Annotated in this window: 21 protein-coding genes and 5 pseudogenes; 14 read left to right on the top strand and 12 right to left on the bottom strand. The window is 56.0% G+C overall.

The window, feature by feature from the left end:
* Positions 1 to 30 precede the first annotated feature (30 nt).
* The 4 genes and pseudogenes from ASD36_RS12435 (at position 31) to dinB (ending at position 2,310) form a co-directional block, all read left to right on the top strand.
* Positions 31 to 348 carry a hypothetical protein gene (locus tag ASD36_RS12435; protein WP_060510851.1) on the top strand — a complete coding sequence of 106 codons (318 nt, stop codon included), beginning with the start codon at positions 31 to 33 and terminating at the stop codon, positions 346 to 348.
* 24 nt (positions 349 to 372) lie between these two features.
* Positions 373 to 887, top strand: a pseudogene (locus tag ASD36_RS12430) (SOS response-associated peptidase family protein); the annotation flags it as partial.
* Between the two features lies 1 nt (position 888).
* Positions 889 to 1,150, top strand: a pseudogene (locus ASD36_RS31395) (SOS response-associated peptidase); the annotation flags it as partial.
* Positions 1,151 to 1,197: 47 nt separating this feature from the next.
* Entirely contained in the window at positions 1,198 to 2,310 is a 1,113-nt protein-coding gene (dinB, locus tag ASD36_RS12425; protein WP_244489812.1) for a DNA polymerase IV, read from the top strand.
* A gap of 424 nt (positions 2,311 to 2,734) precedes the next feature.
* Here dinB and ASD36_RS29985 read toward each other — a convergent pair whose 3' ends face one another.
* The 3 genes from ASD36_RS29985 to ASD36_RS12415 all read right to left on the bottom strand — a co-directional run bounded on the left by ASD36_RS29985 (position 2,735) and on the right by ASD36_RS12415 (position 5,302).
* Positions 2,735 to 2,881, bottom strand: coding sequence for a DUF1127 domain-containing protein (locus ASD36_RS29985; RefSeq protein ID WP_082562777.1), 147 nt, complete (start codon positions 2,879 to 2,881; stop codon positions 2,735 to 2,737).
* A gap of 169 nt (positions 2,882 to 3,050) precedes the next feature.
* Complete coding sequence (locus ASD36_RS12420) at positions 3,051 to 4,031, bottom strand: 3'-5' exonuclease (protein WP_060510850.1); 981 nt, start codon at positions 4,029 to 4,031, stop codon at positions 3,051 to 3,053.
* A gap of 386 nt (positions 4,032 to 4,417) precedes the next feature.
* Positions 4,418 to 5,302, bottom strand: coding sequence for a LysR family transcriptional regulator (locus ASD36_RS12415; protein WP_060510849.1), 885 nt, complete (start codon positions 5,300 to 5,302; stop codon positions 4,418 to 4,420).
* A gap of 117 nt (positions 5,303 to 5,419) precedes the next feature.
* On the opposite strand from ASD36_RS12415, the gene ASD36_RS12410 reads away from it, so the two are divergent.
* From ASD36_RS12410 to ASD36_RS31390, 7 genes and pseudogenes are all read left to right on the top strand, one after another.
* Positions 5,420 to 5,881, top strand: coding sequence for a VOC family protein (locus ASD36_RS12410; protein ID WP_060510848.1), 462 nt, complete (start codon positions 5,420 to 5,422; stop codon positions 5,879 to 5,881).
* Between the two features lie 85 nt (positions 5,882 to 5,966).
* Positions 5,967 to 6,800, top strand: a complete 834-nt coding sequence (locus ASD36_RS12405; protein WP_060510846.1) for an oxidoreductase — start codon at positions 5,967 to 5,969, stop codon at positions 6,798 to 6,800.
* A 495-nt stretch (positions 6,801 to 7,295) separates the two neighbouring features.
* Entirely contained in the window at positions 7,296 to 7,535 is a 240-nt protein-coding gene (locus tag ASD36_RS12400; protein WP_060510844.1) for a carboxymuconolactone decarboxylase family protein, read from the top strand.
* A 4-nt stretch (positions 7,536 to 7,539) separates the two neighbouring features.
* Entirely contained in the window at positions 7,540 to 9,267 is a 1,728-nt protein-coding gene (locus ASD36_RS12395) for a long-chain-fatty-acid--CoA ligase (RefSeq protein WP_060510842.1), read from the top strand.
* Between the two features lie 111 nt (positions 9,268 to 9,378).
* The gene (locus ASD36_RS12390; protein WP_060510841.1) at positions 9,379 to 10,593 is read left to right on the top strand and encodes a macrolide family glycosyltransferase; all 1,215 of its coding nucleotides are present in this window, start codon (positions 9,379 to 9,381) and stop codon (positions 10,591 to 10,593) included.
* Between the two features lie 509 nt (positions 10,594 to 11,102).
* Complete coding sequence (locus tag ASD36_RS12380) at positions 11,103 to 12,026, top strand: hypothetical protein (protein WP_060510837.1); 924 nt, start codon at positions 11,103 to 11,105, stop codon at positions 12,024 to 12,026.
* A 138-nt stretch (positions 12,027 to 12,164) separates the two neighbouring features.
* Positions 12,165 to 12,429 (top strand): annotated as a pseudogene (locus ASD36_RS31390) (TrbI/VirB10 family protein); the annotation flags it as partial.
* 65 nt (positions 12,430 to 12,494) lie between these two features.
* Here the strand turns inward: ASD36_RS31390 and ASD36_RS12375 are convergent.
* Both ASD36_RS12375 and ASD36_RS30595 read right to left on the bottom strand, forming a co-directional pair.
* Positions 12,495 to 13,622: an alpha/beta fold hydrolase gene (locus ASD36_RS12375; RefSeq protein ID WP_060510835.1), complete on the bottom strand. Its 1,128-nt coding sequence runs from the start codon at positions 13,620 to 13,622 to the stop codon at positions 12,495 to 12,497.
* A gap of 179 nt (positions 13,623 to 13,801) precedes the next feature.
* A pseudogene (locus ASD36_RS30595) lies at positions 13,802 to 13,936 on the bottom strand (transposase domain-containing protein); the annotation flags it as partial.
* A gap of 50 nt (positions 13,937 to 13,986) precedes the next feature.
* Between ASD36_RS30595 and ASD36_RS31385 the strand changes: the two are divergent.
* Positions 13,987 to 14,202, top strand: a pseudogene (locus ASD36_RS31385) (helix-turn-helix transcriptional regulator).
* A 55-nt stretch (positions 14,203 to 14,257) separates the two neighbouring features.
* Here the strand turns inward: ASD36_RS31385 and ASD36_RS12365 are convergent.
* The 3 genes from ASD36_RS12365 to ASD36_RS30910 are packed head-to-tail and all read right to left on the bottom strand — an operon-like array spanning position 14,258 to position 17,354.
* Positions 14,258 to 15,406, bottom strand: coding sequence for a hypothetical protein (locus ASD36_RS12365; protein ID WP_244489809.1), 1,149 nt, complete (start codon positions 15,404 to 15,406; stop codon positions 14,258 to 14,260).
* A 51-nt stretch (positions 15,407 to 15,457) separates the two neighbouring features.
* Positions 15,458 to 16,672 (bottom strand): NO-inducible flavohemoprotein, encoded by a 1,215-nt coding sequence (gene hmpA / locus ASD36_RS12360; protein ID WP_060510833.1) that lies wholly within the window; start codon positions 16,670 to 16,672, stop codon positions 15,458 to 15,460.
* Between the two features lie 22 nt (positions 16,673 to 16,694).
* Positions 16,695 to 17,354 carry a DUF1971 domain-containing protein gene (locus tag ASD36_RS30910; protein ID WP_112834623.1) on the bottom strand — a complete coding sequence of 220 codons (660 nt, stop codon included), beginning with the start codon at positions 17,352 to 17,354 and terminating at the stop codon, positions 16,695 to 16,697.
* Positions 17,355 to 17,461: 107 nt separating this feature from the next.
* On the opposite strand from ASD36_RS30910, the gene ASD36_RS12350 reads away from it, so the two are divergent.
* Positions 17,462 to 17,917 (top strand): Rrf2 family transcriptional regulator, encoded by a 456-nt coding sequence (locus ASD36_RS12350; RefSeq protein ID WP_060510831.1) that lies wholly within the window; start codon positions 17,462 to 17,464, stop codon positions 17,915 to 17,917.
* A gap of 301 nt (positions 17,918 to 18,218) precedes the next feature.
* Here ASD36_RS12350 and ASD36_RS12345 read toward each other — a convergent pair whose 3' ends face one another.
* The 4 genes from ASD36_RS12345 to ASD36_RS12330 all read right to left on the bottom strand — a co-directional run bounded on the left by ASD36_RS12345 (position 18,219) and on the right by ASD36_RS12330 (position 22,902).
* On the bottom strand, positions 18,219 to 19,475 hold the full coding sequence (locus ASD36_RS12345; RefSeq protein WP_060510829.1) for an adenylate/guanylate cyclase domain-containing protein: 1,257 nt from the start codon (positions 19,473 to 19,475) through the stop codon (positions 18,219 to 18,221).
* Positions 19,475 to 21,016 (bottom strand): MDR family MFS transporter, encoded by a 1,542-nt coding sequence (locus ASD36_RS12340; RefSeq protein ID WP_082562779.1) that lies wholly within the window; start codon positions 21,014 to 21,016, stop codon positions 19,475 to 19,477. Before ASD36_RS12340 ends, ASD36_RS12345 begins: the two co-directional genes overlap by 1 nt.
* A gap of 152 nt (positions 21,017 to 21,168) precedes the next feature.
* Positions 21,169 to 22,341 carry an HlyD family secretion protein gene (locus tag ASD36_RS12335; protein ID WP_060510827.1) on the bottom strand — a complete coding sequence of 391 codons (1,173 nt, stop codon included), beginning with the start codon at positions 22,339 to 22,341 and terminating at the stop codon, positions 21,169 to 21,171.
* 204 nt (positions 22,342 to 22,545) lie between these two features.
* A complete protein-coding gene (locus ASD36_RS12330; protein ID WP_060510826.1) occupies positions 22,546 to 22,902 on the bottom strand; it encodes an SPW repeat protein in 357 nt (118 codons plus the stop codon).
* A 566-nt stretch (positions 22,903 to 23,468) separates the two neighbouring features.
* Between ASD36_RS12330 and ASD36_RS12325 the strand changes: the two genes are divergently transcribed.
* A complete protein-coding gene (locus ASD36_RS12325; protein WP_060510824.1) occupies positions 23,469 to 25,589 on the top strand; it encodes a PAS domain-containing sensor histidine kinase in 2,121 nt (706 codons plus the stop codon).
* Positions 25,590 to 25,603: the final 14 nt, after the last annotated feature.

The raw sequence follows: 25,603 nt of genomic DNA, 5'->3' as shown, positions 1-25,603 counted from the left end.
GAAAAATTTCGTGGATGAGAAAATAGAGATATGGCCGGCCTGCTGACGCTCAGAGATTTCAAGGGAACGGTGATTACCGTCGAATGCAAGCCGTGCGGGCAACAGGGTGAGCTTGATCGCAAGGCGCTGGTGAAACAGTTCGGCGCCAGCATGCGTTTTGTCGATCTGCGCCGTCGCATGGCAATGGGTTGCGACAAGATGCACGGTTCTGACGGGCAGGATAGATGCGGGACGGGATTTCCGTGTTTGCTGGAGGCGGCCTTGGTTTTTGAGCCGCAAAAGCCCACGTGCTCGCTGGAGCTCGCAAAGCTTGATTGCGTTCCGAAAGGGTTGGAAACTTCGCCTTGAGCCGCAGGGGATAGGAGGACGGCAATGTGTAATCTCTACAACGTGACGACCACGCGCGACGCCGTTTTGCAATTTACAAAGGCGTTCCGGGATCGAGCCGGCTGGAATGAAGCCTCCTTCGATGTTTATCCAGGCTATCAGGCGCCGATTGTCCGCGTCGCCGAGGACGGGAGCCGAGAGATTGCCCGGGCGACCTGGGGAATGCCGTCGCCGCCGGCTTATGTGAAAAACTACGATCCGGGCGTCACCAATATTCGTAATGTGAGTTCGCCGCACTGGCGCCGCTGGCTCGGCCCCACCAGCCGCTGCGTCGTGCCGTTCACCTCCTTTGCCGAGCCTGACCCAGCCAGCAAGATTGAGGGAGGACGGGTGCCCAACGCCTGGTTTGCCGGCAATGAAGATCGGCCGCTGATGTTTTTCGCCGGATTCTGGACGCCATGGAAGGGCGTGCGCAAAGTCAGGGATGGCGAGCAGGAATACGAACTCTTCGGATTTCTGACGACCTCGCCCAACGAGATTGTCTCGCCGATCCATCAAAANGAAGGGCGTGCGCAAAGTCAGGGATGGCGAGCAGGAATACGAACTCTTCGGATTTCTGACGACCTCGCCCAACGAGATTGTCTCGCCGATCCATCAAAARGCCATGCCCTCCATCCTGACCACGCCTGAAGAAGTCGATACCTGGCTGACAGCACCGTGGGATGAAGCCCGCCACCTCCAGCGTCCGCTCCCGGGCAACATGCTGGTGATCGTGCCGCCGCAGGCCAAACCAAAGCCGGACGAGGAAGGTCTGTTGCTTTGATCACCAACACCATGCACGACCAGAGCAGTCAGATGCCTGTTCACGACATGCCGGCTTACCGTCTGGAAACTGACGGAATGGGTGGCGTGCAATCTGTGCGCAAAATCATCCATGTGGACATGGACGCATTTTATGCGTCGGTCGAGCAGCGTGACAATCCGGAGCTGCGTGGCCTGCCACTGGCCGTCGGCGGGTCGGCGGCACGCGGTGTCGTAGCGGCTGCAAGTTACGAGGCCCGTGTCTTCGGCGTGCATTCGGCCATGCCGTCGGTCACCGCCAAGCGGAAATGCCCGGATCTGATATTCGTGCCACCGCGCTTCGAGGTCTATCGGCAGGTCTCGCAGCAGATCCGGGAGATTTTTGCAGAGTACACGCCGCTGATCGAGCCGCTGTCGCTGGACGAAGCCTATCTCGATGTCACCGAGAACCTGAAAGGTATGGAGATCGCCACCGAGATTGCGCTTGAGATCCGTGCGAAAATCAAGGCGGTCACGGGCCTCAATGCGTCGGCTGGCATCTCCTACAACAAGTTTCTGGCCAAAATGGCGAGCGATCTGAACAAGCCGAATGGCCAGGCGGTCATTACGCCAAAGAACGGGCCGGGTTTTGTAGAGGCCCTCCCCGTGAAGAAATTCCATGGCGTGGGGCCGGCCACTGCCGAGCGGATGAAACGGCATGGAATCGAGACGGGGCTTGATCTCAGGTCGAAGTCCCTCGCCTTCCTTCAGCAGAATTTCGGGAAGTCCGGTCCATATTTCTACGGCATCGCTCGCGGCATTGACGAACGCCAAGTTCGGCTTGATCGCATCCGGAAGTCCGTCGGCGCGGAAGACACCTTCGTTGAAGACATCGACAGTTTCGACCTGGCCAAAGCCGAGCTGCGTCCATTGTCCGCGAAAGTCTGGCGGTATTGCGAGGCGCACGACATCACGGGAAAGACCGTAACAGTCAAAATCAAATATTCGGATTTCAGCCAGGCGACACGCAGCCAGACAGTGTCGGGAGCCGTCTCGGACGTCGACCAGATGCTCGAAATTGCGGAGTTCCTACTTGCCTCGGTGTTCCCGTTCAAACGTCCAGTGCGGCTACTCGGGATCACCCTGTCATCGCTCAACACCGAAGAGAGTGAGCAGGCACCGCAGCTCGCTCTCGAACTCTGATGCGACGGTCCTGAAAACGAAAAAGCCTGCCGCGGGAGGAGGTGCGGCAGGCTTTTCGAAAAGAACCGAACAACGGCTGGGAGGAGGAGTGCCGCTGTTCCGAGGTGCGGCAGGCTTTTCGAAAAGAACCGAACAACGGCTGGGAGGAGGAGTGCCGCTGTTCCGACAGACGCCCCTTGGGAGGAGGAGTGGGCCGTCTGAATTCGAAGCTCTGCGGGAGGAGGTGCATCGCTTCGATGAAAACCAGGATACCCATTCTCTCCGCACATTAAATAGACTTTGCTGCAGTGCAGCTATGCGGAAAATGCACGCCCTCTCCCTGACGAATGAAATCTCCAGCACAGCGCCTCGCGGCGGCCAAACACAAAAACGCCCGCGTCATCAGCGGGCGTAGTGTCATTCAGGATGGGCAGGAAAAAGTCGCTTAGAGAGCGACCGACTGGCGAGCAACGCTGTGGATGTCGGCGCGGTTGATGCCGAGGTCCTGCAGTTCGCGCGAGCTCATGCGGCCAAGTTCGGTAACGGTCTGACGGTACTTGCGCCAGTTATTGAAGGAGCGTGCTACGTTCATGATGATCCCCTTTCGTGATGTCTCTTGACGCCAGCAACCTTGCTTCGGTTCCAACGTCGTTTCGATGATTGGAACATAGGCCCTCGGACGCCCGTCGATAAGGCAGAAGGTCTCAGGTCGGCCATGCGATCAATGCATGGATCCTATAGAGATGGATTGAAGGAAGCGATCAGGCCCGGAACCGGTCGAAGGCAGTGAGGCGTTTGATGGGCGGATCGGCGTCTGGATAACGGTAGATTTCGGCTCTGAGATAGCGGAGTTCGTCATCGAGCGCTTCTTCTCCAACCTCGATCCACCAGGATTTGGGACGGCCGTCGCTTCCGTCGGACCAGCGATAGCCTCGCGCTTTCAAGTGGTCCTTCATGTCGAAGGGGCTGTTCTCCGCAAAGATCCGGACACGCGACCGTTGGCTTGCCTCATAGAGTTCGGCAAAAGCGGAGAACGCAGATCCATCGTCCTGCCGGGCGAGAACTTCCAAGAGCGCGAAACAATCATCGACAGCGCGATGACCTTCATGAAAATAGCCCGCTTGCCCGATCAGGTACCCGAGCTTGGTACCTTCATATCCCCGCGACGACCAGTCGATCTCGGAGTTGGAGCACGCCCAGGCCTTGCCAGAAAACAGATGAGAAAATGCCTCGCAGAATGGCCGGTCGAAACCGGCATTGTGGGCGATCAGCAGATCAGCCGGTTCAATCAGCGCCTGCAACGCAGCCATATCGATTGACTGCCCGGCCACCATATCATCTGTGATCCCGGTGAGCCTCGTGATCTCAGTGGGAATGGAAACGCTCGGCTGTTGAAGCCCACCATAGATGCCGGTCACGTCACCAATGCTTCCGGTCGCATCGAAGGTGAAAGCGATCACGCCGATCTCGATGATCTCATCCTTGCGAGCATTCAGGCCCGTGGTCTCGGTGTCGAGAATGATGCCCTTGAGGAGGTATTCCGGACGCGGGAATGGCGCAATCGTCCGCGGCACGAGTTTCGTGAGGATGCGGTAGCGGCCCGTCTGTGAGAGATACTGGACCATCTCCTCTTCACTCATGGAGACGGTAGGTTGTTCGGGCTTCGCGTGTTTGGAAATGTCACGCTTGACCACCCGGTCGCGCGAAACCTCTCCCGAAAACATATCGAACTGTTCTGCCATTCTTGCTGTCATCATCCTGCCGCCGGTTCCCACCCTTCAAAACACGGCGGGATTGCTAGATCAACCATGTTGGTACCAGGCATCATCAGTAAGCCGGTCGGTCATCGGCGATACGGCGCAGTTCGTTGTGACTGCCCTCGGATGTCACGAAAGCGCCCAAACTGGAAATGGGCATACCAGCTGTAGCGAGCAGCGCGAAAGCCGTTCGCCTCCCGCAAGACCGGTAAAAAGGGTTGCCGCAGGAGGTTTAGCATAGCGACGGCAGGGCCGGAAACCGGGACCGACAGCTCCCGGCGCGCGGGTCCGCTTAAAGAGGTCTACCGCACCGATGTTCGCAGATATTCTACTCGCGCTGTTAGGAACGAACGTTCGATGCACCCCTCCATTCATACGCGCAGCGCATCTATGACGGCGCGCATGCCGGCCGATAGGTATTTCCGCGTCGGGTAATAGAGATAAGGCCAGTCCTCGGGCGCACTCCAGGATGCCAGGCATTCTACCAGGCTGCCGTTCTGGACATAGGGACGCGCTCGCTCTTCCCAGACATAAGCCAGCCCCACGCCCGAAAGTGCTGCCTCGACCATCAGTTCATGGTCATCGAGCAAGAGAGACCCGGTTGGCTCGAACTCGATGATCTTTCCAGCGCGGCTGAACTCCCAGGCATAGGGTTTGCCGCTAGGATAGATATTGCGGATGCAGACATGGTGACGCAGATCGTCCGGGGTTTTGGGAAGCCGATGATGCTCGAAATAGTTCGAAGAACCTACGACGGCAAACCGCAGTCGTGGCTTGATCTTCACAGCCGTCATGCCATCACGCAGGCTTTCGCCGAGACGAATGCCGGCATCGAACCCCTCCTTCACAATGTCGACGAGGCGGTCGGTGGCAACGATTTCCAGCTGGAGACCAGGATTTTTTGCAATCAGCGGGCCAATGATCGATCGGAACACGAACGGTGCGACCGAATTGGGCGCATTGAGGCGCACCTTGCCGAACGGTGTGTCGCGAAACTGGTTGAGGGCATCAAGCGCCGAGCCGATTTCGCCAAAGGCTGGCGACAGTTGCGCAAGCAACATCGCACCGGCATCGGTCAGCGACACGCTGCGGGTCGTCCGGTTGAGCAGACGAATACCGACGCGTGCCTCGAGATTGCCCACTGCATGGCTGATCGCTGAAGCCGTCACACCGCGCTCTTCGCCGGCCCGGCGAAAGTTGCGGTGACGGGCAACGGCATCGAAGGCCGCCAATTCAGAGAGATCCGTACTGCGCATTGTCAAATCTCACTCATCATTGAGAGGAAGATTATCTCTCTAATTCTTATTCCCAAAAAGGTCCAGATTTCTCCTCGCAAACCGGCGCTGGTGCCGGACCAGACAGGAGACAAGACAATGGCCGACTTCATTCCTCCCGCCCGCAACACGGCATCGCCCTTTGCTGACATGCGTGGCCATCACGTTGCCGTGCGCACGCCGGACCTCGAAACCGCTAGGCGCTGGTATGTCGAGAAGCTCGACTTTCGTGTCGTTGCCGAATGGGACTATGCCGACGAGCAACTCGCCTATCTCGCGCCTGCAACGGACGACCATTTCTACATAGAAATCCTTGGTGGTGGAGATCCGTCGCCAACAGACGTCCGCCCCTACACCGATCTTGGCGACAGTCTCAAATATGCGGGCTACCACCATTTCTGCCTGAATGTCGCAAGCGTTGACGCCACCGTCGAGGCACTGCGGGCACGCGGCGTCACCATCGTCACCGAGCCGTTCGAGCTTTTGGCAATCAGCCGGCGCCTTGCCTTCTTCTGCGATCCCTTCGGCAATCTGATCGAGCTGGCAGAAGTCCTGCCGTGACCCTTTCCTACCCGGCTGGCCATCACAACATCGCGGTGGCCAGACGCCCTCTCGCTTATCTCATCGAAAATCAAGGAAGATCCTCATGAAAATCTGGTTCATCACCGGCGCCTCGCGCGGCTTTGGCGCCCTCGTCACCACAGGCGCTCTTGCCGCGGGCGACGCCGTCGTCGCTACCGCCCGCAATCCGAAGGCGATCATCGAGCGGTTCGGCGAACATCCCAACCTGCTTCCTGTCGCCCTCGATGTAACCGATGACAAACAGGCGACCGCAGCGGCGAAAGTAGCGATCGATCGCTTCGGCCGCATCGATATCCTGCTCAACAATGCGGGCTTCGGACTGATGGGTGCCGTCGAAGAGGCCACCGTGGCGGAGGTCGAGGCCGTCTATCGCACCAATGTCTTCGGTCTCCTCAACGTGACGCGCGCCGTGCTGCCCTTCATGCGCCGGGCGCGCTCCGGCCGCATCCTGAACATCTCATCGATCGGAGGTTATCGCGGCGCGGCAGGCTTCGGTGTCTACTCCTCGACGAAATTTGCGGTCGAAGGGCTGAGCGAAGCCCTGCATGACGAACTGGCGCCGCTTGGCATCCACGTCACCGTCGTAGAGCCGGGCTATTTCCGCACCGACTTCCTCGACAGTTCGTCCTTGTCGGTCAGTGGCAATATCATCGGCGATTACGCAGAAACTGTCGGCAAGGTGCGAACGATAGCAGCAGGTCTCAGCCATAACCAACCCGGCGACCCTCAAAAGCTGGCAGAGGCGCTCATCGCCTTTACTGATACCCCTAATCCGCCGATCCGCCTGCCGCTCGGTAGCGACACGGTCGCCGCGATCGAGAAAAAGCACGCGCAAGACGCTGCCATCCTCTCCGAATGGCGCACCGTCTCGGTGTCGACTGACTTCGCCGCTGACTAATGACGGCGCTTGTCCGGTAAAACGGTCGTGCGATAGGAGGCCGCTTTCCGGCCTCCTATGATTAGATACGAACCGTTGTATCTTGCTTGTAGTAAATTCAAAGGTTTAGGCTGCTGTTGAGGCGTAGTCATATTTATGGAACTAACATGCGTTTTTGGGGTGTTGCTTTTTGTACTAAAAACCGCCGTAAGGCGTTTTGGACTTTTGTGCAAACTGCGGTTTGACCTGTTGCTTTCTGACTTCCTTGTGTGCGCGAGGCAGCATGCCGGTCATCTCAAGCGAATACGCTCAGTTAAGGCATCCCCTGCTTTTCAAACGTTCCCCTGGGGACGGGTCCCCAAGTTCATGGGGACGTTTCAGCCATCGATCATAGCAATGCGAAGCCGTCTGCCTGCTTCCAAACCATTGTATAACTTTCTGAGACCCTCTCCTCACACGTAGTTTCTGACGACGCAGAAACAGCATTTCCACAGAACCTGCTCAGGAGACGTCTAAATGTATCCTCACATTTATCCCGGTAAGGAAACCGCCGGCGGCTTCACGGTGGTCTCGACTTTGGACCGTTTCGTCGCCAGTTCAGGGCTCGACGAACATCTGATTCGGCTGCTCAGTCTCCGAGCCTCTAAAATCAATGGTTGTGCGCACCGTCTGGACGCGCACACGCGGAAGCTCGCAACGACCAAGGGAATCAGTTTCTCGACCTCGTGGCGCAGCGCAAGGCCCAGGAAAGAGTAAGGCGATGTCTAACACATTGATGCAAACCCCAGCCCCGAGTACGGCGAAACCCTGGCTGCATTCCTACCCTCCCGGCATGCCTAGCTATATCGATCCACTGCCTTTCAATTCAATCGGTGAACTTTTCGCGCACTCATGCGAAAAATATGCCGAACATGCCGCCTTCACCTGTATGGACAAAACGCTGACTTTCAGGAACCTCGACGCACACAGTAGGAAAATTGGTGCCTGGCTGCAGTCGACCGGTCTCGTTAAAGGCGATCGCGTGGCGGTCATGATGCCGAACATCCTGCAAAATCCGGTGATCGTCTTCGGCATTCTTCGGGCGGGTTACACCGTCGTAAACGTGAATCCGCTCTACACGCCACGCGAACTGGAACATCAGCTGACGGACTCCGGCGCCAAGGCAATCTTCGTGCTCGAAAATTTTGCCCATACCGTCGAACAGGTGGCGACCCGGACCGATCTCAGGCACACCGTAGTCGCCACGATGGGCGATCTTCTCGGTCTGAAGGGCCTGATCGTCAATTTTGTCGTACGCAGGGTCAGAAAGCTGGTTCCCTCGTGGTCGCTACCGGGACACCTGACTTTCAAAACGGTTATTGCGAAGGGCTCCAGCCTGACGCTTGAAGCCGTCGACGTCAAATCCAGCGACGTAGCACTGTTGCAATATACTGGTGGAACTACCGGCGTCTCAAAGGGCGCAACGCTGACCCATTCCAACCTTTTGTCGAACATATCCCAAATGGGCCTGTGGCTCGAATCGGCTTTCCAAGACAAGAAACGGCCCGAACGGCTGGTGTTTCTCTGTGCCCTGCCGCTCTACCATATATTTGGAATGACGGTGAACGCCCTGATGGGGGTAAGCACCGGCAGCGAGAACATTCTTATTCCCAACCCGCGCGACATTCGGGCTTTCGTGAAGGAAACCGCGAAATACCAGATCAACATCTTCCCCGGGGTCAGCACGCTTTTCAACAAACTGATGTACGAACCCAAATTTCGGAGCCTAAATTTTTCTAATCTAGCGCTGACCTTTGGCGGAGGAATGGCGGTACCGCGTCCGATAGCGGAACGTTGGGAAAAGTTGACGGGATCCTCGATCAAGGAGGGCTACGGCCTTTCTGAGACGTCGCCTGTTGTGCTCGTAAACCGGCTCGACGGAGGCGGTTTCACTGGCACGATTGGCCTGCCCTTACCATCCACTGACGTCGAGATCCGAGGCGATGATGGCAACGCCGTGCCGCTCGGTGATATCGGTGAAATCTGTATCCGTGGCCCGCAGGTCATGGCGGGCTATTGGAAACAGCCGGAGGAAACAGCCAAGGCGATCTCGGCTGACGGGTTTTTCCGCTCAGGCGATATCGGCTATATGAACCCTGATGGACTAGTGAAAATCGTAGATCGCAAGAAGGATATGATCCTGGTGTCCGGCTTCAACGTGTTCCCCAACGAGATCGAGGAGGTGGTGATGACCCTCGCCGGAGTGCTCGAGTGTGCAGCAATCGGTGTGCCCGATGAAAACTCCGGCGAAGCTGTAAAACTTTTCGTTGTCAAGAAAGATCCGAATCTCACGGAAGCGGACGTGAAGGCGCATTGCGCTGCCAATCTGACCAACTACAAGCGTCCTCGGTTCGTGGAATTTCGCACCGATTTGCCTAAGTCGAACGTCGGCAAAATCCTACGGAAGGACCTACGAAGCCTCAAAAGCCACTCGAATGGCGCAGGCTGACGCAAGCAGGGCTACCTTCCCGAACCTTCGTATAGGATATCAAATGTCCGCTTTCGTTATAGACGGAACGATAGATGTGTCGCCACAACCGGAGGCACCTGGAGGACGTCGATGAGCACCGTCTCGTTTCTCAACATCGGCATGCATGGCTACATCAACCCAACACTTCCCGTCGTCGCGGAGCTCGCCAGCCGCGGCCACACATTGACATACCACACATTCCCTTCGTTCGCGGCCGAGATTAAGGCTGCTGGAGCGCAGGTCCACCTATACACCGAAGGCTATATACCCCTGCCGGACCCCCCGATCCCACTTGCGCTACTGGAAGAGCTTGCAAGGACCTCTCTTGAATTAATGCCCGGCGTACTCTCTGATCTTCGCGACATTGGTCCCGACCTGATAGTGCACGGGGCAGCTTGTCCGTGGGGCGCAGTGGCCGCGCGTGAGCTTGGCGTCCCAGCGGTGGCGACATTCACGACATTTGCGTTCAACCGGCAAGTAGAAAGCCCCACAGGCGTCTCCCAGGGTTTAGTGGCCGCTGCATTGAGTCATCCCCGTATCGCCTGGAGATATGCGTGCGCACGTATAGCTTTAAGCCGCCGCTACCAAACCGGCAGCCTACCTTTGATCGATCTATTGAAGGCGGAGGCAAAGCTCAACCTAGTGTTCACCTCTGGCGCATTCCAACCTGGAGCCGAAGCTTTCGATCAGTCCTATGAGTTCGTTGGTGCCAGCGTGGGTTCACGCCCAAGTGACCCAGCCTTTGACGCCTTCAAGCTCAAAGACCCTGTGCTGTACGCATCTCTGGGAACAGTATTCGACGCTGGACCGGCCCTACTTCGGACCTTCGCAATTGCCCTTGCACCACTGGGGGGAACGGTTGTCATATCAACTGGGCATACTCAACCGGAAGAACTGGGTACACTGCCGTCAAACGTGCTGGCCGTGCAATCAGTCCCTCAACTACGGGTGCTTGACCGTGCAGCGCTATTCGTGACGCACGGCGGAATGAACAGCGTCAATGAGGCAATGCGGGCCGGGGTCCCGACGCTCGTCGTGCCACAGGGGGCGGACCAGCCACTGGTTGCTCGGCGGGTCGTCGAGCTCGGTGCTGGCCTCTCCATTCGCACGGATGAAGCCACTGTGGAAACGGTGAATGCCACCGCCTGGCGCCTTTTGAATGAGCCGAGCTTTCGTGCATCGGCCGTTGTACAGCGCACGGCGCAGGAGCGAGCTGGCGGAGCGCGGCGTGCCGCCGATGTGATTGAACGGTATGCCCAGGACATAAGCGGAGGCGCAGCCTCAGGTCGTAAACGAGGGCCCTGAACCATGTCACATACGGTTATCGTCCTACTGGCCCTGTCCGGGCTTTCCGAGAGTGCCGGGCGGCTTCTGCCCCTAATCGCAAGTCGCAACAAGAGTTCGCTTTATTTCGTAATCGGGCTCTTAGTAACCGGCACAGTGGTTGAAGGAACCGTCATCGCATCCTGGCCTATTGCCGCGTGGGCCACCGCCGACCTCGTACGGTCTGCCTCTCAGCCGGAACTCCGACTAATCGCGACAACAGGCCTCGTCTGGACACCTAACCTGCTCGCACCATTGCTGTTGTCCGCTATCCTCGCGTTCCCACTGCTGGGGCCGTTTCTGCACACCCTCCTTATCGTTGGTGTCGGGACGGGACTTGTGGGACCCATTGCAGCAGCGTCCGGATTAGGGTGGTGGACGTCGGGTGCCTGCGTCGCTGTTGCCGGACTTGGGCTGGCTGTTACGGTCCAAGCAGTCCGGCGGCTTATAGGGCGGAGAATTGCCAGTGCGGCAGAGAAGGACGCGATCGTATGAGCGATTTCCCGTGGCTCGTCTGCCTCCTGGCGCTAGGGCCAGTCCTCCTCGCCGAGGGCTTGCTGGCTCGTTATGAACTGGTGCTCTACACCGTAGGGCGGCGGCGACTAACCGCGACTCTCCCGCCGGAAATGCCTTACGCCAGAGGCGCGGACCCAAGTCAGCCACCCCACGCATACGTGGTCTATTTGGATGGAATCGGCAAGCGACGCTTCGATGACACCCGCGACGGCGGCCAGCTTGTCGAAGCCGTTATTGCCAGAGCGCCCGAAGTGCGAGTTCTAGGCCAGGTTCAGCCTTATTCGCCGTTGGCAGACCCGCTTGTGGGTCGACCAATATGGGACTGGCTGCGACACCATATTGCAATAACGCTGTTTTTGCACAACGCAATGCAGACTTTCGTGGCATCGGATCGTAGATACCGCCCGCTATACAACCGAGCTGTGAGCGCTCAGATCGTAGGCCAGCTGCGCTTAGCGGGTTACGAGCCCGATAACGGCATACCGGTGGTTCTTCTTTGCTACAGCGGTGGCGCTCAGGTCGCCACCGGGGCACTTGAAGGCCTCTTCAGCGAACTCAGTTCTCCCCTTTGGTTGATCATGCTCGGAGGTTTCCACAACGGCGCTAATGACCTGACGCACGCACGCCACGTACACCGCCTCACCAGCAAAAATGACTGGATCGAAAAGGTGGGCATCGGGCTTTTCCCACAGAGGTGGCGTGTTCTTCGGCGTAGCCCATGGAACAAAGCCCTGAACGCAGGGAGCGTTACCGTGCATTCCCTTGACCCGGCCACTCATGTTGGCCCGCAGAGTTACATCAGTCCGACGGCACGGCTTTCCGATGGTCGCACTTATCTCGACCGCACCGCCGATATCGTGATCAACATTATTAGATGCGACTGCAAAGTGAAAACGTGAGAAATTAGGGCCACGGTGGCTCCTTCAACCGATAAGAGTGCGTAACATGGCACTTTAGCTGAACATCATCATCGACAGCGCGAGACCAGTCCGCAGCGGCTCGGTCGTCGCTGGATGGGTTATCATAATCCTTGCCCCATGTTGGGAACGGAGGCTCAAGGGTATAGCGATTTCAACGATAAGGTGAACAACCATTATTTCAAGACGTTCGGCTCAACTGTTCTGATCGCCCTTATCGGGACGGTATCGATATGACCGTTCCGGAAGCTCTACGCGCGGAACCCAGGCCACCGCCTCGGATGCGGTGCGGCGGAATTTCGCCGAGACCGTTGGCCGGGTGGCTGACCGGACTATTCAACGGAACATGCACGTCCAGCCCACGCTGGAGATTCGGCACGGGTACGAAAATGAACGATCTTACCCAGGTTATTGTTTGATGAACGCAGAGGAAACCAAATTTGGCCCTCACTACCTAGCGAGCCGCTCTGTCACATTAACGGGGATGGCTACGGACGCGCCGGCGGCTTGAAACACCAGCGCTCCAACATTCCCTCCACCACGGTTTTGCGCTTCTGCCTTACGCAGCTCACCACTAACCCGTGCCAGCGCGGCATAGCGATCGTGTCCAAGACCGTCGGATGACGCGGCTGACGTTACGTCTATTATGTTGACGTGGTTAGCAATTGCCGCCTGTCTTATCGTCGGATCGTCAATATCTAATCGACCTATGCGCGGTCGTTCACCACCAATGACGCTGGAAATTGTCAACGCCCGGTCGGTTTTCGACACGAGAAGGGTGATCGGTGCATGCATGTGTCCAAGATCGCGCAGCTGAGACCTGAACACGTCGACGTCTATATCAGGTGCGGCAAGCACTATCTGCAGCTTTCCCATTACATCGCGTCTGCCCTGAAGTTTAAGCTGGACTGCGGCTTCCATCGACAAAAAGCCGCCCATGCTGTGGCCGAACAGCACGATGCGTTTGACTCTCAAATCCCTCGCGAGTGCCCCAAGAAGGCGCTCCAGCTCCGCACGTGAATAAAGAGCCGCGTCCCTATCCGTCACATAACCAGTGACGCTGGCCGCCGAGGGCCACGAAAAAAGTATCGGAGGGCTCAAGGTCCTGGCGTCAGCGGCCATCTGCGCCGTTCTAAAGAGCGCCTCCTGGTAACTGTAGTTGTAGCCATGGACAAAGACCGCGACAGTGCCGTCGAAATTCGCCGCGCTCGTGGCATCGTCTATAAGTTCTCTTTCCGAAAGTTGCTTGCGGGCCGTGACCGCGAATTGGCGGCGCGGGTCCAGATTTTTTGACGGATAAACGATGGCGGTGGATTTGCGCTCCGAAGGTATGGAGAAGCCATATTTCTCGTAAGTGAGTTTCGCCGCCCATCGGCTTCCAAACCCATTCCCGTTAGTTTCCCGGTCACGATTCGTGATGGCAAGCAGCGTAACCTTCTCGTTTTCGTTTTGTACGAGCCCGACAGGCTGGAGAACTGATGATGGCGGCCGCGAAGCGCAAGCCGTTACGCCAGTCAGAACTATTAACATTGCAACTTCAATCATATTACGGCTAGGCTTGATATATTTGACAATCATCGACAACACGCCTTGCTGAATAGAGAGATGCGAAACGTCTTCGGCTCTAGTGGGCCGAGACTTCTGCGTCGCCGACGCCTCGTTTTCACTCGGTATGCGGAACCAGGCCACGTGGAGAACTGGCACAAGAGTGTCACGACCGTTCCCACGATGATCCCGCCCATCATGGCATAAGCCATGAACAGCAGCAGGTCGACGATGTCGGCCGCTTCGTCGCGCTGCGGCAGCCCAGTTTGCACATGGCGCAGCCAGGTTAGTGGGGCGACCCCACAGGCGCGGCAAGTGAGCATCAGACTGTAGATCACGGCGCTGGCTGTATTTGGGTGCGGCATTTACCTCCGTCATCGGCTTTCAATTCACCCCAATGACTTTCCTGAATTTACACATATTACAATACGTTGACGCTTACCACCGGGGTCAGCTTTCGGCGTTCAAAGGCTTAGATTGCCGCGCCTAATACAGTCAGCAATATCTGAGTGGATTGGAACGCGGACGACGCAACCCAACGGTGATTACATTGTATGAACTGGCAAAAGCTCTAGGTGTAAGTCATGTGGAGCTTGTGACACCGGGAAAATGATGGGTTGTGTCCCTTGTGGCGTCGCATCGATGCGAGCCGCGCTTGGCGTTTTTACTCACTGATGTGGCTGTCCGCCGATCTCTCCCTCTTTACCGGAGGCATGCGGATGCTCGGGATCATAGGAGTGGGTCGATTTCGGCCCTTCATGCCCGTCCAGTTTTCCGTCGATTCCATAGAAGGCAAGGTGCAGACCCCAGTATGCCGTGCAAAAGATCACAAGCGCCGAGGCCATTCCTATCGGAATACGCCATGTGCCTCGCTTGAGGTTGGTCAAAACGTCGACTCCCGACCTGTGATCGGCAGCCACGGCGAGGAGGATCGCCATGATGAGGCCGTGTCCGATGAGATCAACCCGTCCGAACGGCCAGACGGCGGCCGTAAAAATCACGATCAAAGCCAGTGCCGAAAGACGCCGTATCAGCGGGGTCCAAAGCAATCCGAGGCCGAGAGTGAATTCCGTAACCCCAGCCATCGGGAGAAAGACGTCCCGGGGCATCCCGAATGTCAGGAACGGTTTTTCCACGACAAGAGGATAGAACCAACTGGGGAACGCGAACTTCTCGAGGCTCGACCACATCAAGGCGATAGCGAGTCCCCAACGCAGGGCTTCGAAGCGCCTCGTCCGCAGCGACTCGTTTTTCAATGGTTCGAGGAGAAGGTAGGCGGCGACGCCCAGCCCGAGGGCAAGGTAGTCGAACAAATGGAACAGGTCATAGTCACGCAGGGCCAAGATCCAGAGGGCGATGATGCCAACCCCGGCGATGGGCATCGTCCGCCGCGAAAAGACGCAGAACGCGATAACCAGCTGTAGCCAGGATACCCATTCTGCCGGAGTCTTCAGGTCTGGAGTGAGATAGACGCCCCCTACCGCGAAAATGGCTACGAAGAACGCACCGATTATGGCCCGGATATAGTCGTCTTGTCGCTGCCACAGCGGATTAGTGACATAGTCGAGTGCGCTGATAGCAGCGCTTCCGAACCTGGAGAGTTCGAGGGCTCTGGTTATGACAAAGAACACCAGAACCAGTGCGATGCCCGCCCAGAACCAAGTGTCGGCCAGCGTCTTCGTTATGGGCGCGGGCGGCGCACCGACAATGTACGGTGCAAACCACTTGACGTGAGCGGATGCAACGGAGGGAGAGGCGTTGACCAGCATGAGCGCCCAAGCGAGTTTTAGGCCGATCGATAGTTTGCGTTTCCACATGGCGTAGCCTTTCGGAGAGACGCCGGGGCCAATGGCCCCGGCTGTGATGGTTCAAGCAGCAATGAGCTCGTCGGCTGGGCCGAAAAATTCGTAGTGTAACCGATCCGGCGCGATCCCTGCCGCCCACAAACCGCCAACCAAAGCTTTTAGGAATGGCCTAGGGCCACAAAGGTAATAGTCGGCTGAGGCGAACGGAGTATTCTCCTTGAGCCATTCAATCGAGATCATACCGTCATGATCGTGTGAGATCCCAGCTGCGTCAGCGTCAGCGGGATCGCTATAAAACGTTCGGACAGCGACGCGACCGTGTTGAGACGCCAATGTACGCACGTGGCGGTCCATGGCATGCGTGGTGCTGTTTAGAGCGCCGTGGACAAAATGCGCGTCAAGGTCGGGGTAGCTGGCCGAGATAGCTTCAAGCATGGCGACCATCGGCGTCAGACCCACGCCGCCTGACAGCAGGACGATTGACCGCTTTGGCTCATCCGGAAGGAAGAAGTCTCCGGCAGGCGGCGTGGCCTCAATGATTGCGCCAATGGAGGTGTGGTCGTGAAGGTAAATGGAGCCTCCCTGCCCCATTGCCTCCCTTTTTACGGAGATCCGGTAGAAATCGTTGTTGGGCCCGCACGAGATGGAATAGTTCCGCTTGACCTCTTGCCCGTCATTCAGTGTGAGTCGGAAGGTAAGATATTGGCCGGGACGATGCCTGGTTACTTTCTGACCGTCGGCTGGGCGTAGTACGAAAGACGTGACAACATCGCTCTCCTTGATCTTTTCAGCGATGACGAATTGCCTCCAGCCGTTCCAGCCCCCAACCGCCGCCTGCAGTTCAGACCGCAACTGCACTTCACGCTCTTTCAGGATGTCGGCGAGGAACCAGTAGGCTTCGCCCCAAGCTTCCAGCAACTGCGGCGTCGCCGCCTCGCCGAGTACGTCCGAGATTGAAGCTCGCAGCGCTGTCGCAACATAGGGATAGTGCTCGGGGAGAATATGGTAGCCGATATGCTTGTGGGCGATCCGCTCGACCGCGGGCGCAAGTACACCCAGATTTTCGATGTTGCGTGCGTACGCCAGGATGGCCGCAGCCAACGCGTGGACCTGCGACCCGCCCTCGCCTTGATTGGAATGGTTGAAAAGCCCTCGGATGTGGTCGTGCTCGAAGAGGCGTGTGTACATGCCTTTTGTAATCGCGGTTCCATGAACCGCCAGTGCAGGGGCGCTCGCCTTTACGATTTCAATGGTTTTTGCGGAGAGTGGAGTTGGCATCCAAGTGCTCTTTCTTCTTTTTTCAATGTTGGTCTGTGGTCGGTGCGTGATCATAAAACTCGATCCTGAATTTCACCGGGCCGAGCGTTTCGAGGTGGTGGGGAATTTCCGGGAGAATGAGGCCGAAGCTTTGAGAGGTTAGAATCTCCCGGCCTGCTGCAACCAAGGCGACCGAACCTTCCGTGATCCGGACGACGCCCCATGAGCCAGGCTTCAACGAATGTTCACGCAGCAAGGCCGCTGGGATAGAACTTTCATCGAAATCCTGTGTAACCATGTAGGGTTTGGACCTCGGCAGGGAGATATGGGTGACAGGGCCTGGAGGTAGCGAACCACAGACGGTGAGCGACAGCCGAGAGGCGATGCGGGAAGCCTTCGCCTGCATCAGTGCCGCTATTGACTGTGTCAGGAGCTCCGACGTCGTCTGCATCCAGAGAGTAAGCCATTGGTTGAACATCCCCGGCCTGATCTTGTCCGAATGCATCATATGCATCGACATCGGATTTCCCTTATAGCGACCCGAAGTCAGCATCAGGGAAGACCAGAATTCGGACAGCCGGACGATGTGCTCGTCCCAGTCGGTCACTACGTCGAACACGGGTCCGATCTCCGGATCCCGCCGGACTTTCTCGTAAAACCTCTCGAGCACCAAGGTGATTTCGGCCTCCGTGATCGCTTCCACATTATCGCTCCTAATAGATGCATTTTATATGCATCTATTATATTTTGGGAAAAGATGCGATCTAAATGCATCTTGGCTCCTTTGGACGTTTTGACGCAGGCTGTTAGATGAGGCTCACACGCTATACCGACTACGCGATCAGGGTCTTGATATACTTAGGTACACGTGACGGTGAGAGCACTTCGATACGTGCGATCGCGGACACGTTCGCTATCTCGCAGAACCACTTGATGAAGGTAGTGCAAGACCTTGCGGCTGCGGGGTTCGTACAGTCCATTCGTGGACGGAACGGAGGGATTCTGCTCGCTCGTCCCGCCGCTGATATTAATATCGGTGCCGTCCTGCGTCACACCGAGGGGCTTTCGGACATCCTGGATTGTTCGGTCTGCATGATAGCGCCAGCTTGTGGCCTGCCCCCCATATTGTCCGAGGCCACAAAAGCGTTCGTCGCGGTCTTTGACAAATACACCGTCGCCGACCTCATAAGACGCAAATCGGACCTGCATGCTCTTTTGCGGCTTTCGGAAATTCGCAACTCGATTATCACTGACATATTGGACTGACCAGATACGATGCCATCCTCAGGGTTACGCGTTGGCTCGTTCCTAATGCAGTAACGCATATGCCATTATGTGAGCGGAAGAGTACTGGCACCGCCAATTCAAGTACCCAAGGTTCCTTCTAATACTGAAGGGCGGGAAGGTTTGCGACCTCCTTGTTAGAAGACCGGTTCAGTTTCTTAAATGCCGGGCATGCGCGGTTTCGTGGGCAGCCAAAGTCGGAGCGAAAGGGCCTGCGGCAGCAAGCCGATGATGCGGAACACCGTTGTGCTCGCCAAGCAATTCCTAATTCAAGGCTGAGATGTTAAACCTGTCCAAAGTACTTTTGGTTGTGTTTAAAAGTCGTCTTAACAGCAAACAATTGCACTGGTTCTTTGAAGCCTTTCATACGGTGGAATCCAACCGAGTCAACAATGCGACAACTGGTCCTTTCCTTAAACGTGCTCGACATCAACACGGAAATTCCTAGGCTGCCGCACACTGCTTGGATCCGGCTCAACATGTTTACGTCCGGACCGATTACCGTGAAATCCAAGCGTCGGCCCGAGCCGACGTTGCCGTAGCTGACTTTTCCATAATGCAGGGCTATTGCGGCCTCGAGACCCGCGCCATCGCCCACGACCCTAGTTAATTGGTCCATGATCTCCATTGTAGCCGAAAGCGCCTTCTCGCTCGCCTCGTTCACGTCCGCATGCGGAAAAAACGCAAGTACAGCATCGCCCATGAACTTGAGGACTTCGCCTCCTCTTCGCGTGATTGCGGGGACCGCCAAGTCGAAATACTCGTTCAAAATTGCAAGCACTTTTCCTTCGGGCAGTCTGTTTGACAACTCGGTAAACCCGCGGAGGTCACAAAGGAGAAGTGCGGCCTCCATCGTTTCGACTTCCCCCTGCCGGATCCGTCCCGCAAGAATGCGACGGGCAGTCATTGGGCCGATGTAGGTATCCAGCAGTGAAAGTTCGGCTTGGCGCATCACCCTTATTTCGCAGGTGTTTCGCAAAGCGGGAAGCAACCGCTCAATCATACCGATTTCCGATACGGTGAAACCATCAGATTCCCTGCTTGCAAACGAGACGGCGCTGACTGGGCCGTCTGCATTGCAAAGGGGAGCGATGACGATCTGACTGAGCCCCCTGCCCTCGAACACGTCGATGTGCAGCCACGGCAAAGTCTCGTCGGTTCCGCTGACGACCAAGGTCTCCCGGAAATCTATTGCCCTTCTTAGGGCCGTCGCCGCGAACGCTGTCTGCATTCCATGCTCGCGGTCATGTACCTCCACCGGCTCGCCGGGGGCCCATGCGTAGGTCCGACCCATAATTTCAGGATGCAATGTCATTAAATGCAATGTAAGCCTATCCAATGGCAGTCCTATCTGCCGCAGCCTCCTCCCGAATGCGGCTATCATGCCAGCTTCATCGAGCAAATGGCATTCGTCTCCCGAAAGCCATTCGAGGATCGATAGCAGCGAGCCGGGGTCGAGAGAACGCTTTGAATTGTCATCGACGCGGGTTTTCGATTTAACTTGTTTGTAGGCCGTCGCTTTGCCTCCTGCTTTTGTCATCAGTGACCTCCTCCTCCCGAGAGATGATCAGGCTTTTTGAGCAACATGCTAGCGACAAGGGCAATCGAAAGCGCGACGCCAAGAACGAAGAACGCATCACTGAATGCCATAATGTTAGCCTGTTTACGTACTTTCAGTGCGACTGCCACGATTGCAGTATGGATTGCAGTTGCCTGGTCACTTGTACCGTGGCTCATAAAGTACGCCGTGAGTTTTGAAACGCTCGTTCGCGTAGCTTCGTCAAAGACACTTATTGAGTTCGTGATGATATTCGAATGGAATTGCTCTCTTTTGGACAAGAAGGTCTGCAGAGAAGCTATGCCGACGGCGCCGCCCAGATTACGCATCATGTTGAATATTGCCGAAGCCGATCCGGCATTTTCCTGCTCGATACCCGCAGTTGCGACCGCGGAGAGTGGCAAAAAAACGAGAGCCTGGCCGACGGCACGAACGATGTTCGGCCAGAATAGTTGATCGCTCCCGTAGTCGCTTGTCATGTGAACATTCATGAAATTCGAAACTGCAAACAAAGCAAATCCGACTATGATGACAAACCGCACGTCGAAGCGCTTCATCAATCTGGGCACCAATGGGATCAACAAGAGTTGCGGAATGCCGGTCCAAGCTAATACAAAGCCAATTTGCTCAGCGTTGTAGCCTTGGATTCGGCTTAGGTAGATAGGCAACACAAATACCGAGCCGTAGAGCGTCATTCCAAGTAGAAAGTTGGCGACGACGCCGAAACCGAAGTTTCTCCGGAGAAGGAGGCGAAGGTTTAGAAGTGGGTGCTCCGATCTTAGTTCGATGACAATAAAGAGGGCGAGCGAGACGGTGGCGATTACCGAGAGCCGTACTATGAACTCTGATCCGAACCAGTCTTCCTTGTTGCCTTCTTCAAGTACGGTCTGGAGCGCAGCAAGACCAATGGACATTGTCGCGACCCCCGGCCAGTCCCCTTTTGCCAGAAGGCTTAGGTTCATCGGCCCTCGGTCAAGGGAAACCCATAGCATAGCGACCATGACTGAGCCTGGTACAAGATTGACGTAGAAGATGTACTCCCAACCGTAGTTCTCTGTGAGAAATCCCCCAATCGTTGGCCCAATAGCGGGTGCGAACGTTGCTGATAGCGCAAACAAGGCAAGGCCGATTGGCTGCTTTTGCTTTGGCAGGAACGTAATGATGATCGTAAATGCCATCGGTATGAGAACGCCTCCAGAAAACCCCTGTATCGCCCTTAAAACAATCATCTGAGAAAGATTGGTTGCGAAGGCGCACGCTACCGAAAAGGCGAGGAAGAGGATGGCGTTGACGAGAAGATACTTACGAAGCGAGAATACTTTCGCCAACCAGGCGCTTAGCGGAATGACGACGATCTCGGCTATCAGGTAGGATGTGGAAATCCATCCGCCGTCGTCCTTTCCTGCACCTATCGCCCCCTGAATGTCCGCAAGTGAAGCGTTGACAATCTGAATATTCAGCACTGCCATGAACGCCCCGAGAGTAGATCCGACCACCGCACACCACATCCGGGCTGTACTCATCTGCGGCGTACTAGGTGGCAACGATGTCGTTAGGACACCACTGGCGTTCTTCGCCTTTACATGACCGATGGACACGATTCATCTCCTCGTGGCGAATCCTGGGATCCACCTCGCAATTAGAACTTTTGTTGGATTAGAGCGGGTTTCCCGTCTTATCTGGCGGCCAGATGTTCGCCCTTCGTGTCGATCTCAGGCTCCACTGACATTCCTGCGCGGAGGCGTCCGACAGCGTCATCATCCTCAATGAGAATTTTTACAGGTATGCGCTGGACAATTTTCGTAAAGTTACCCGTGGCGTTGTCCGGAGGAAGCAAGGAGAACTCAAGGCCACTTGCAGGCGAAATACTGTCAACGCGACCTTTCACCTCAAGATCTGGAAAGCTGTCGACCTTGATCATCACGCGTTGCCCTGGTCGCACGAATGTGAGCTGGGTCTCTTTAAAGTTCGCTACGATGTAGACCGACTGCAATGGCACAACCGCCATGAGTTGCGTGCCGGAATTGACGAACTGACCAACACGAATTGATCGAGCTCCCACCGTACCGTCAACCGCTGCAACAATGTTCGTGTAAGAAAGGTTCAGCTCGGCTTGTTGAGCAGCCGCGGCCGCCTTATCCCGCTGCGCCCCGACCTGATCACGCTGGGTGCGAAGAACCGGAATCCTGTTTTGTGCAGCTATAAGTGCCGCTTCATCGCGTTCGACCGCGGCAGAGGCTTGATCCAATACGGATTGGCTCTGCTCGGCCCGGGATTGGGTACCGGCACCGTTGTTGACCAGTCGTGCGTTTCTGGACGCATCCAACTTCGCGAACACCAATGAAGCTTTAGAAGCATCCAGTGACGCCTTCGCTTGCCCGATTACCGACTTCTGTAAATCGATCTGGGCGTCAACGTTCGTGAGCGCAGCTTCTGCTGCGGCAACTTCTGCCCTCGCCTGAGAGAGCGCGGCCTGAAAGTCTCGGTCATCAATTGTTGCAATGACCTGACCCGAAGTCACGACGTCATTGTCATTAACGAGCACTTCCTTAATGTAACCCCCTACCTTGGGTGCGACAGTCGTATAGTCAGCTTTCACATAAGCGTTGTCAGTGGAAACGATGAATCGTCCGATGGTCCAATAATGATGACCAAAATAGGCCCCGTACGCTACTCCGGCTACGAGCAGTACCGCACCCAATCCTTTTTTTACTCTGGCGCTCCGAGGCTTGGCAATAGCTTCGTTTTGGGCACCAATTGTTTCGGGTGGCGTGGAAGGAACTGCCTCTATCTTCCTCTCGATTTCTTCGGGGGTTTCGAAGGCCTCCTTGCGGGGTAACTCCACGATTTCGATCTCCTATCTGTGCGCATATTTTGCTTTGATCTTAAATGCCCTGCGTTGAGCCACCAGATAAGACCGAAAGGGCAGGAAGGATCTTACGCTGAGAGCGGATAATCCAACCCATTGGTTGTTAGATTGCCTCCGCTGTGAACTTGGCATTGGCCGTTAACCGCGGAGACAATTGCTTCGGTGTTCTTGAGAAAATCGGTGTTAGCTGTTGGCCGAACCAGATTCGCTTTTCTTGCTAGCCAAGAGCTGGATCGATGCGAACAACGCGACACAAAGTCCGACAGTCACATGAATCCACGTCGGCGAGGCAAGCGATCCGAATTTCAGAATGAAAGGGGCAACAGCCGCCCAGCATCCTAGAGCGAGGTTCGCCCACTCAGTCCAGACTCCATAGCGCGAGAGCGCTACCGCGGAGCAGCTTGCGATGATGGCACCGACAATCACAGCATCCCAAACGGCAGCGGGGAATTCCGTGAAGAAGAGCGCGGAGCACGCGAGGCACGCGCCCATGATGAAGTTGGTCCACTCCAAGCCTTTGCTCGGGACTACGTTTTTCATTTTTTACTTCCTGATAGTTGAATTTGACCCTTTGCCGTTACGATTTTTCCGTCGGCATCGGATGCACCGAACAATGTCTCATCGCGCCGTGCATGCATACTAAACACACGTATAGAGCAGGATCTGAACGATGGGAGCTATCGGGCGACCTAGCACTCGAGGCTGATGGGAATCGGGCTGACACCTTGGCAATAGGACTTAGCTGCGCGCAAGTTTAACATTTTCGGTTGTCTGACGCTGTTGATGGAAGTCAACGCGAAATTAGCGATCGTCACGAACAGGTTATGTGCTAGCGACAACGAGCGTTAGCGGGCCATGCCGACCCTATCGCTCAGCATGCCGAAGGGCAGGGACACCGCTCGGCGCTATAGAACGCCCAATATTGCTCCACCAAATTTTTATGTTGCCGTGGGAGTTCATATATCGGCTCAATCCATGTTAGGGGTACAGGGTAGTGTGACATCAGTGAAGCAAATTGGTTGCGCGGGCTAACTTATGGCTGAACTGTGGATCGGGACTGATCAGTTGTTTTGCTGATGTGAAGGCCGTTGGCAAAGGGGTCGGCGATGGGGGAAATGCAGGTCCGGCGGCGGTTGACCTACTTAGTCGCCGCAACGATAGCGTCAGGATTAATCGCGTCTTGGACTGCCGGCTCTCCCCTTGGTCTGCTAGCTCCATTCTTGTCATTCTTTTTGGCTGCACGAGGCGGTGTCGTGCACATTTTGATGGTCATGTGTGCGCTTGGGTTGGTTGTCTCAGGTTTGACGGCCATTAGTATTGTCGGTGTAAACCAGCAGTATGCGTTGTCTTGGGCAGTAATGTTTGCCTTGGCTGGCTCCAGCGGAATGATACTGAGGTACATCATTCAGACACGGCACCTCGGGCAGGTTCACAAGTTTCTTGCGAATGGATCCGATCGTGGGGCGATGGACACAACTTTCCCGCCAAATTTTCCGGCCTTGAACTCCATCCATCCCGATGACTGGCGCGCGGCGGCGTATGGGCTCTCGCGTGCGTTCTGGACTGGAGTGCCGCAGGTCCTGCGGCTTCGCCAATTGCAGGCGGACGGATCGTACCTGTCGGCAGATACTCGCCTGGAGCCCGGATACGGGATCAGCGTCGACATCGATGACCTAGCCCCAAAAATTGGAGTTCCCGCAGTTGCGTCAAAAAGCGCCAGCGCGGATGAACTGCCGGCTGTCCGCGCCGCAAAGGTCATCGAAAATCTCTTTGGTAACGGGTGGGCCTTGGATGCCCAAGGAAAATGGCTTTATCTCCCTGAATTCGCTCAAACCACGCTCGGGGTGACACCCGACGATCTCAATTCGTCCACGGTCGAAGGCGAGCTGAGTTGGAAACAGCTGATGCACCCCGACGAGTACGATGAGGTTGCGGCCAAATGGCGTCACGCTGTGGAAACAGGTGGCCTTTTTAGCGCTGAGTATCATATTAAACGCGCGACAGGTATTTACGCTTGGGCAAGGACTGCTGCCCGTCCAACGCACGACGGACAGGGTCGGATTACAGGGTGGTACGGCACCTCGTTGGATATGGACGTCTATAAAAAGACCGAAGAAGCTTTAAGAGAACGAGAGAGGCAGCTTCAACAGCTTATCGGAGCGCTGCCAGCCCTTATCTATTCCTCCCTACCGGATGGAAAACCAATCTATCGAAGCCAGAAGCTCGAGGCCTATCTTGGATTCGGGCTTGCAGACAAGGATGTATCCAAAGCGTCTCCGATAAACGACACGCTTGACTTGATTATTCATCCCGACGACGTCGCCGCTGTGAAGGCCAGCTATACTCACTCGTTACTGACTGGTGAGCCATATGCTATGAAGCACCGGTTGCGAAGGCATGACGGCGTCTATCGGTGGGTCGAGACCCGCGCTGAGGCAATGAGAAACAGCGACGGTGTGATCGTCCGCTGGAACGGCATTTGCTTTGACATTGAGGAACAGGTCCGCTCATACGAAGAACTTCGCGTGGCGCAGGAGAAGTTATCCCGAGCCAGCCAAGCCGCCAGCCTTGCGGAGCTTTCTGCATCAATCGCCCACGAAATCGGTCAACCGCTAGCAACTCTGGTCTCCAGTTCAGATGTGTGCGACAGATGGCTTTCGGCAGAGCCCCCGAACATCGACCGCGCAAGAATTGCCGCTAGACGAGTTGTATCAAGTGCGAAAATTGCGAACGACGTGGTTAGCCGTATTCGCGCCTTGTTCAAACATTCTGATGAGGCACGGCAAATCACGGACTACGGGCAAGTGATTGACGAGGTATTGAGTCTTGTAAGAGATGGTGCGAACCGTCGGCACGTTCGCCTACAAGCCGAGGTGGATCGCGAAATACCTGATGTCTTCATTGACCGTGTTCAGATTCAGCAAGTTCTCATCAACCTCATATTGAATGGGATGGAGGCTATGGACGGTGACATTGTCCGAAAATCGCTTCTCGTGCGTACTTCGCACTCTGATAATTCGATTCGAACGGAGGTTTCGGATTTTGGGCCAGGAGTTGAGTTTCCTGACCGCATTTTCGAGCCATTTTTCACAACAAAAGAGCAGGGGATGGGAATGGGACTAGCAATATGCCGAACTGTCATCGAATCGCACGGCGGGCGACTTTGGGTGCAGAGTAATGAGCCGACTGGCTCAAAATTTGTTTTCACGCTTCCATTGAATCTGTAGGCTCTCGTATAAAT

The organism is Rhizobium sp. Root1334 (genome assembly GCF_001426665.1).
In the GTDB taxonomy this organism is placed as follows: domain Bacteria; phylum Pseudomonadota; class Alphaproteobacteria; order Rhizobiales; family Rhizobiaceae; genus Pararhizobium.
This window is presented reverse-complemented; position numbering and strand designations above follow the sequence as displayed.

What these genes read in the sequence shown, in the direction of transcription:
- dinB (WP_244489812.1), top strand. Translation starts at nt 1,198, where the DNA reads ATGCCGGCTTACCGTCTGGAAACTGACGGAATGGGTGGCGTGCAATCT.
- ASD36_RS12345 (WP_060510829.1), bottom strand. Translation starts at nt 19,475, where the DNA reads ATGACAAAAGCAGGAGGCAAAGCGACGGCCTACAAACAAGTTAAATCG.
- ASD36_RS12405 (WP_060510846.1), top strand. Translation starts at nt 5,967, where the DNA reads ATGAAAATCTGGTTCATCACCGGCGCCTCGCGCGGCTTTGGCGCCCTC.
- ASD36_RS12340 (WP_082562779.1), bottom strand. Translation starts at nt 21,016, where the DNA reads ATGAGTACAGCCCGGATGTGGTGTGCGGTGGTCGGATCTACTCTCGGG.
- ASD36_RS12410 (WP_060510848.1), top strand. Translation starts at nt 5,420, where the DNA reads ATGGCCGACTTCATTCCTCCCGCCCGCAACACGGCATCGCCCTTTGCT.
- ASD36_RS29985 (WP_082562777.1), bottom strand. Translation starts at nt 2,881, where the DNA reads ATGAACGTAGCACGCTCCTTCAATAACTGGCGCAAGTACCGTCAGACC.
- ASD36_RS12420 (WP_060510850.1), bottom strand. Translation starts at nt 4,031, where the DNA reads ATGGCAGAACAGTTCGATATGTTTTCGGGAGAGGTTTCGCGCGACCGG.
- ASD36_RS12400 (WP_060510844.1), top strand. Translation starts at nt 7,296, where the DNA reads ATGTATCCTCACATTTATCCCGGTAAGGAAACCGCCGGCGGCTTCACG.
- ASD36_RS12380 (WP_060510837.1), top strand. Translation starts at nt 11,103, where the DNA reads ATGAGCGATTTCCCGTGGCTCGTCTGCCTCCTGGCGCTAGGGCCAGTC.
- hmpA (WP_060510833.1), bottom strand. Translation starts at nt 16,672, where the DNA reads ATGCCAACTCCACTCTCCGCAAAAACCATTGAAATCGTAAAGGCGAGC.
- ASD36_RS12375 (WP_060510835.1), bottom strand. Translation starts at nt 13,622, where the DNA reads ATGATTGTCAAATATATCAAGCCTAGCCGTAATATGATTGAAGTTGCA.
- ASD36_RS12395 (WP_060510842.1), top strand. Translation starts at nt 7,540, where the DNA reads ATGTCTAACACATTGATGCAAACCCCAGCCCCGAGTACGGCGAAACCC.
- ASD36_RS12415 (WP_060510849.1), bottom strand. Translation starts at nt 5,302, where the DNA reads ATGCGCAGTACGGATCTCTCTGAATTGGCGGCCTTCGATGCCGTTGCC.
- ASD36_RS12390 (WP_060510841.1), top strand. Translation starts at nt 9,379, where the DNA reads ATGAGCACCGTCTCGTTTCTCAACATCGGCATGCATGGCTACATCAAC.
- ASD36_RS12350 (WP_060510831.1), top strand. Translation starts at nt 17,462, where the DNA reads ATGAGGCTCACACGCTATACCGACTACGCGATCAGGGTCTTGATATAC.
- ASD36_RS12330 (WP_060510826.1), bottom strand. Translation starts at nt 22,902, where the DNA reads ATGAAAAACGTAGTCCCGAGCAAAGGCTTGGAGTGGACCAACTTCATC.
- ASD36_RS12435 (WP_060510851.1), top strand. Translation starts at nt 31, where the DNA reads ATGGCCGGCCTGCTGACGCTCAGAGATTTCAAGGGAACGGTGATTACC.
- ASD36_RS12365 (WP_244489809.1), bottom strand. Translation starts at nt 15,406, where the DNA reads ATGTGGAAACGCAAACTATCGATCGGCCTAAAACTCGCTTGGGCGCTC.
- ASD36_RS12325 (WP_060510824.1), top strand. Translation starts at nt 23,469, where the DNA reads ATGGGGGAAATGCAGGTCCGGCGGCGGTTGACCTACTTAGTCGCCGCA.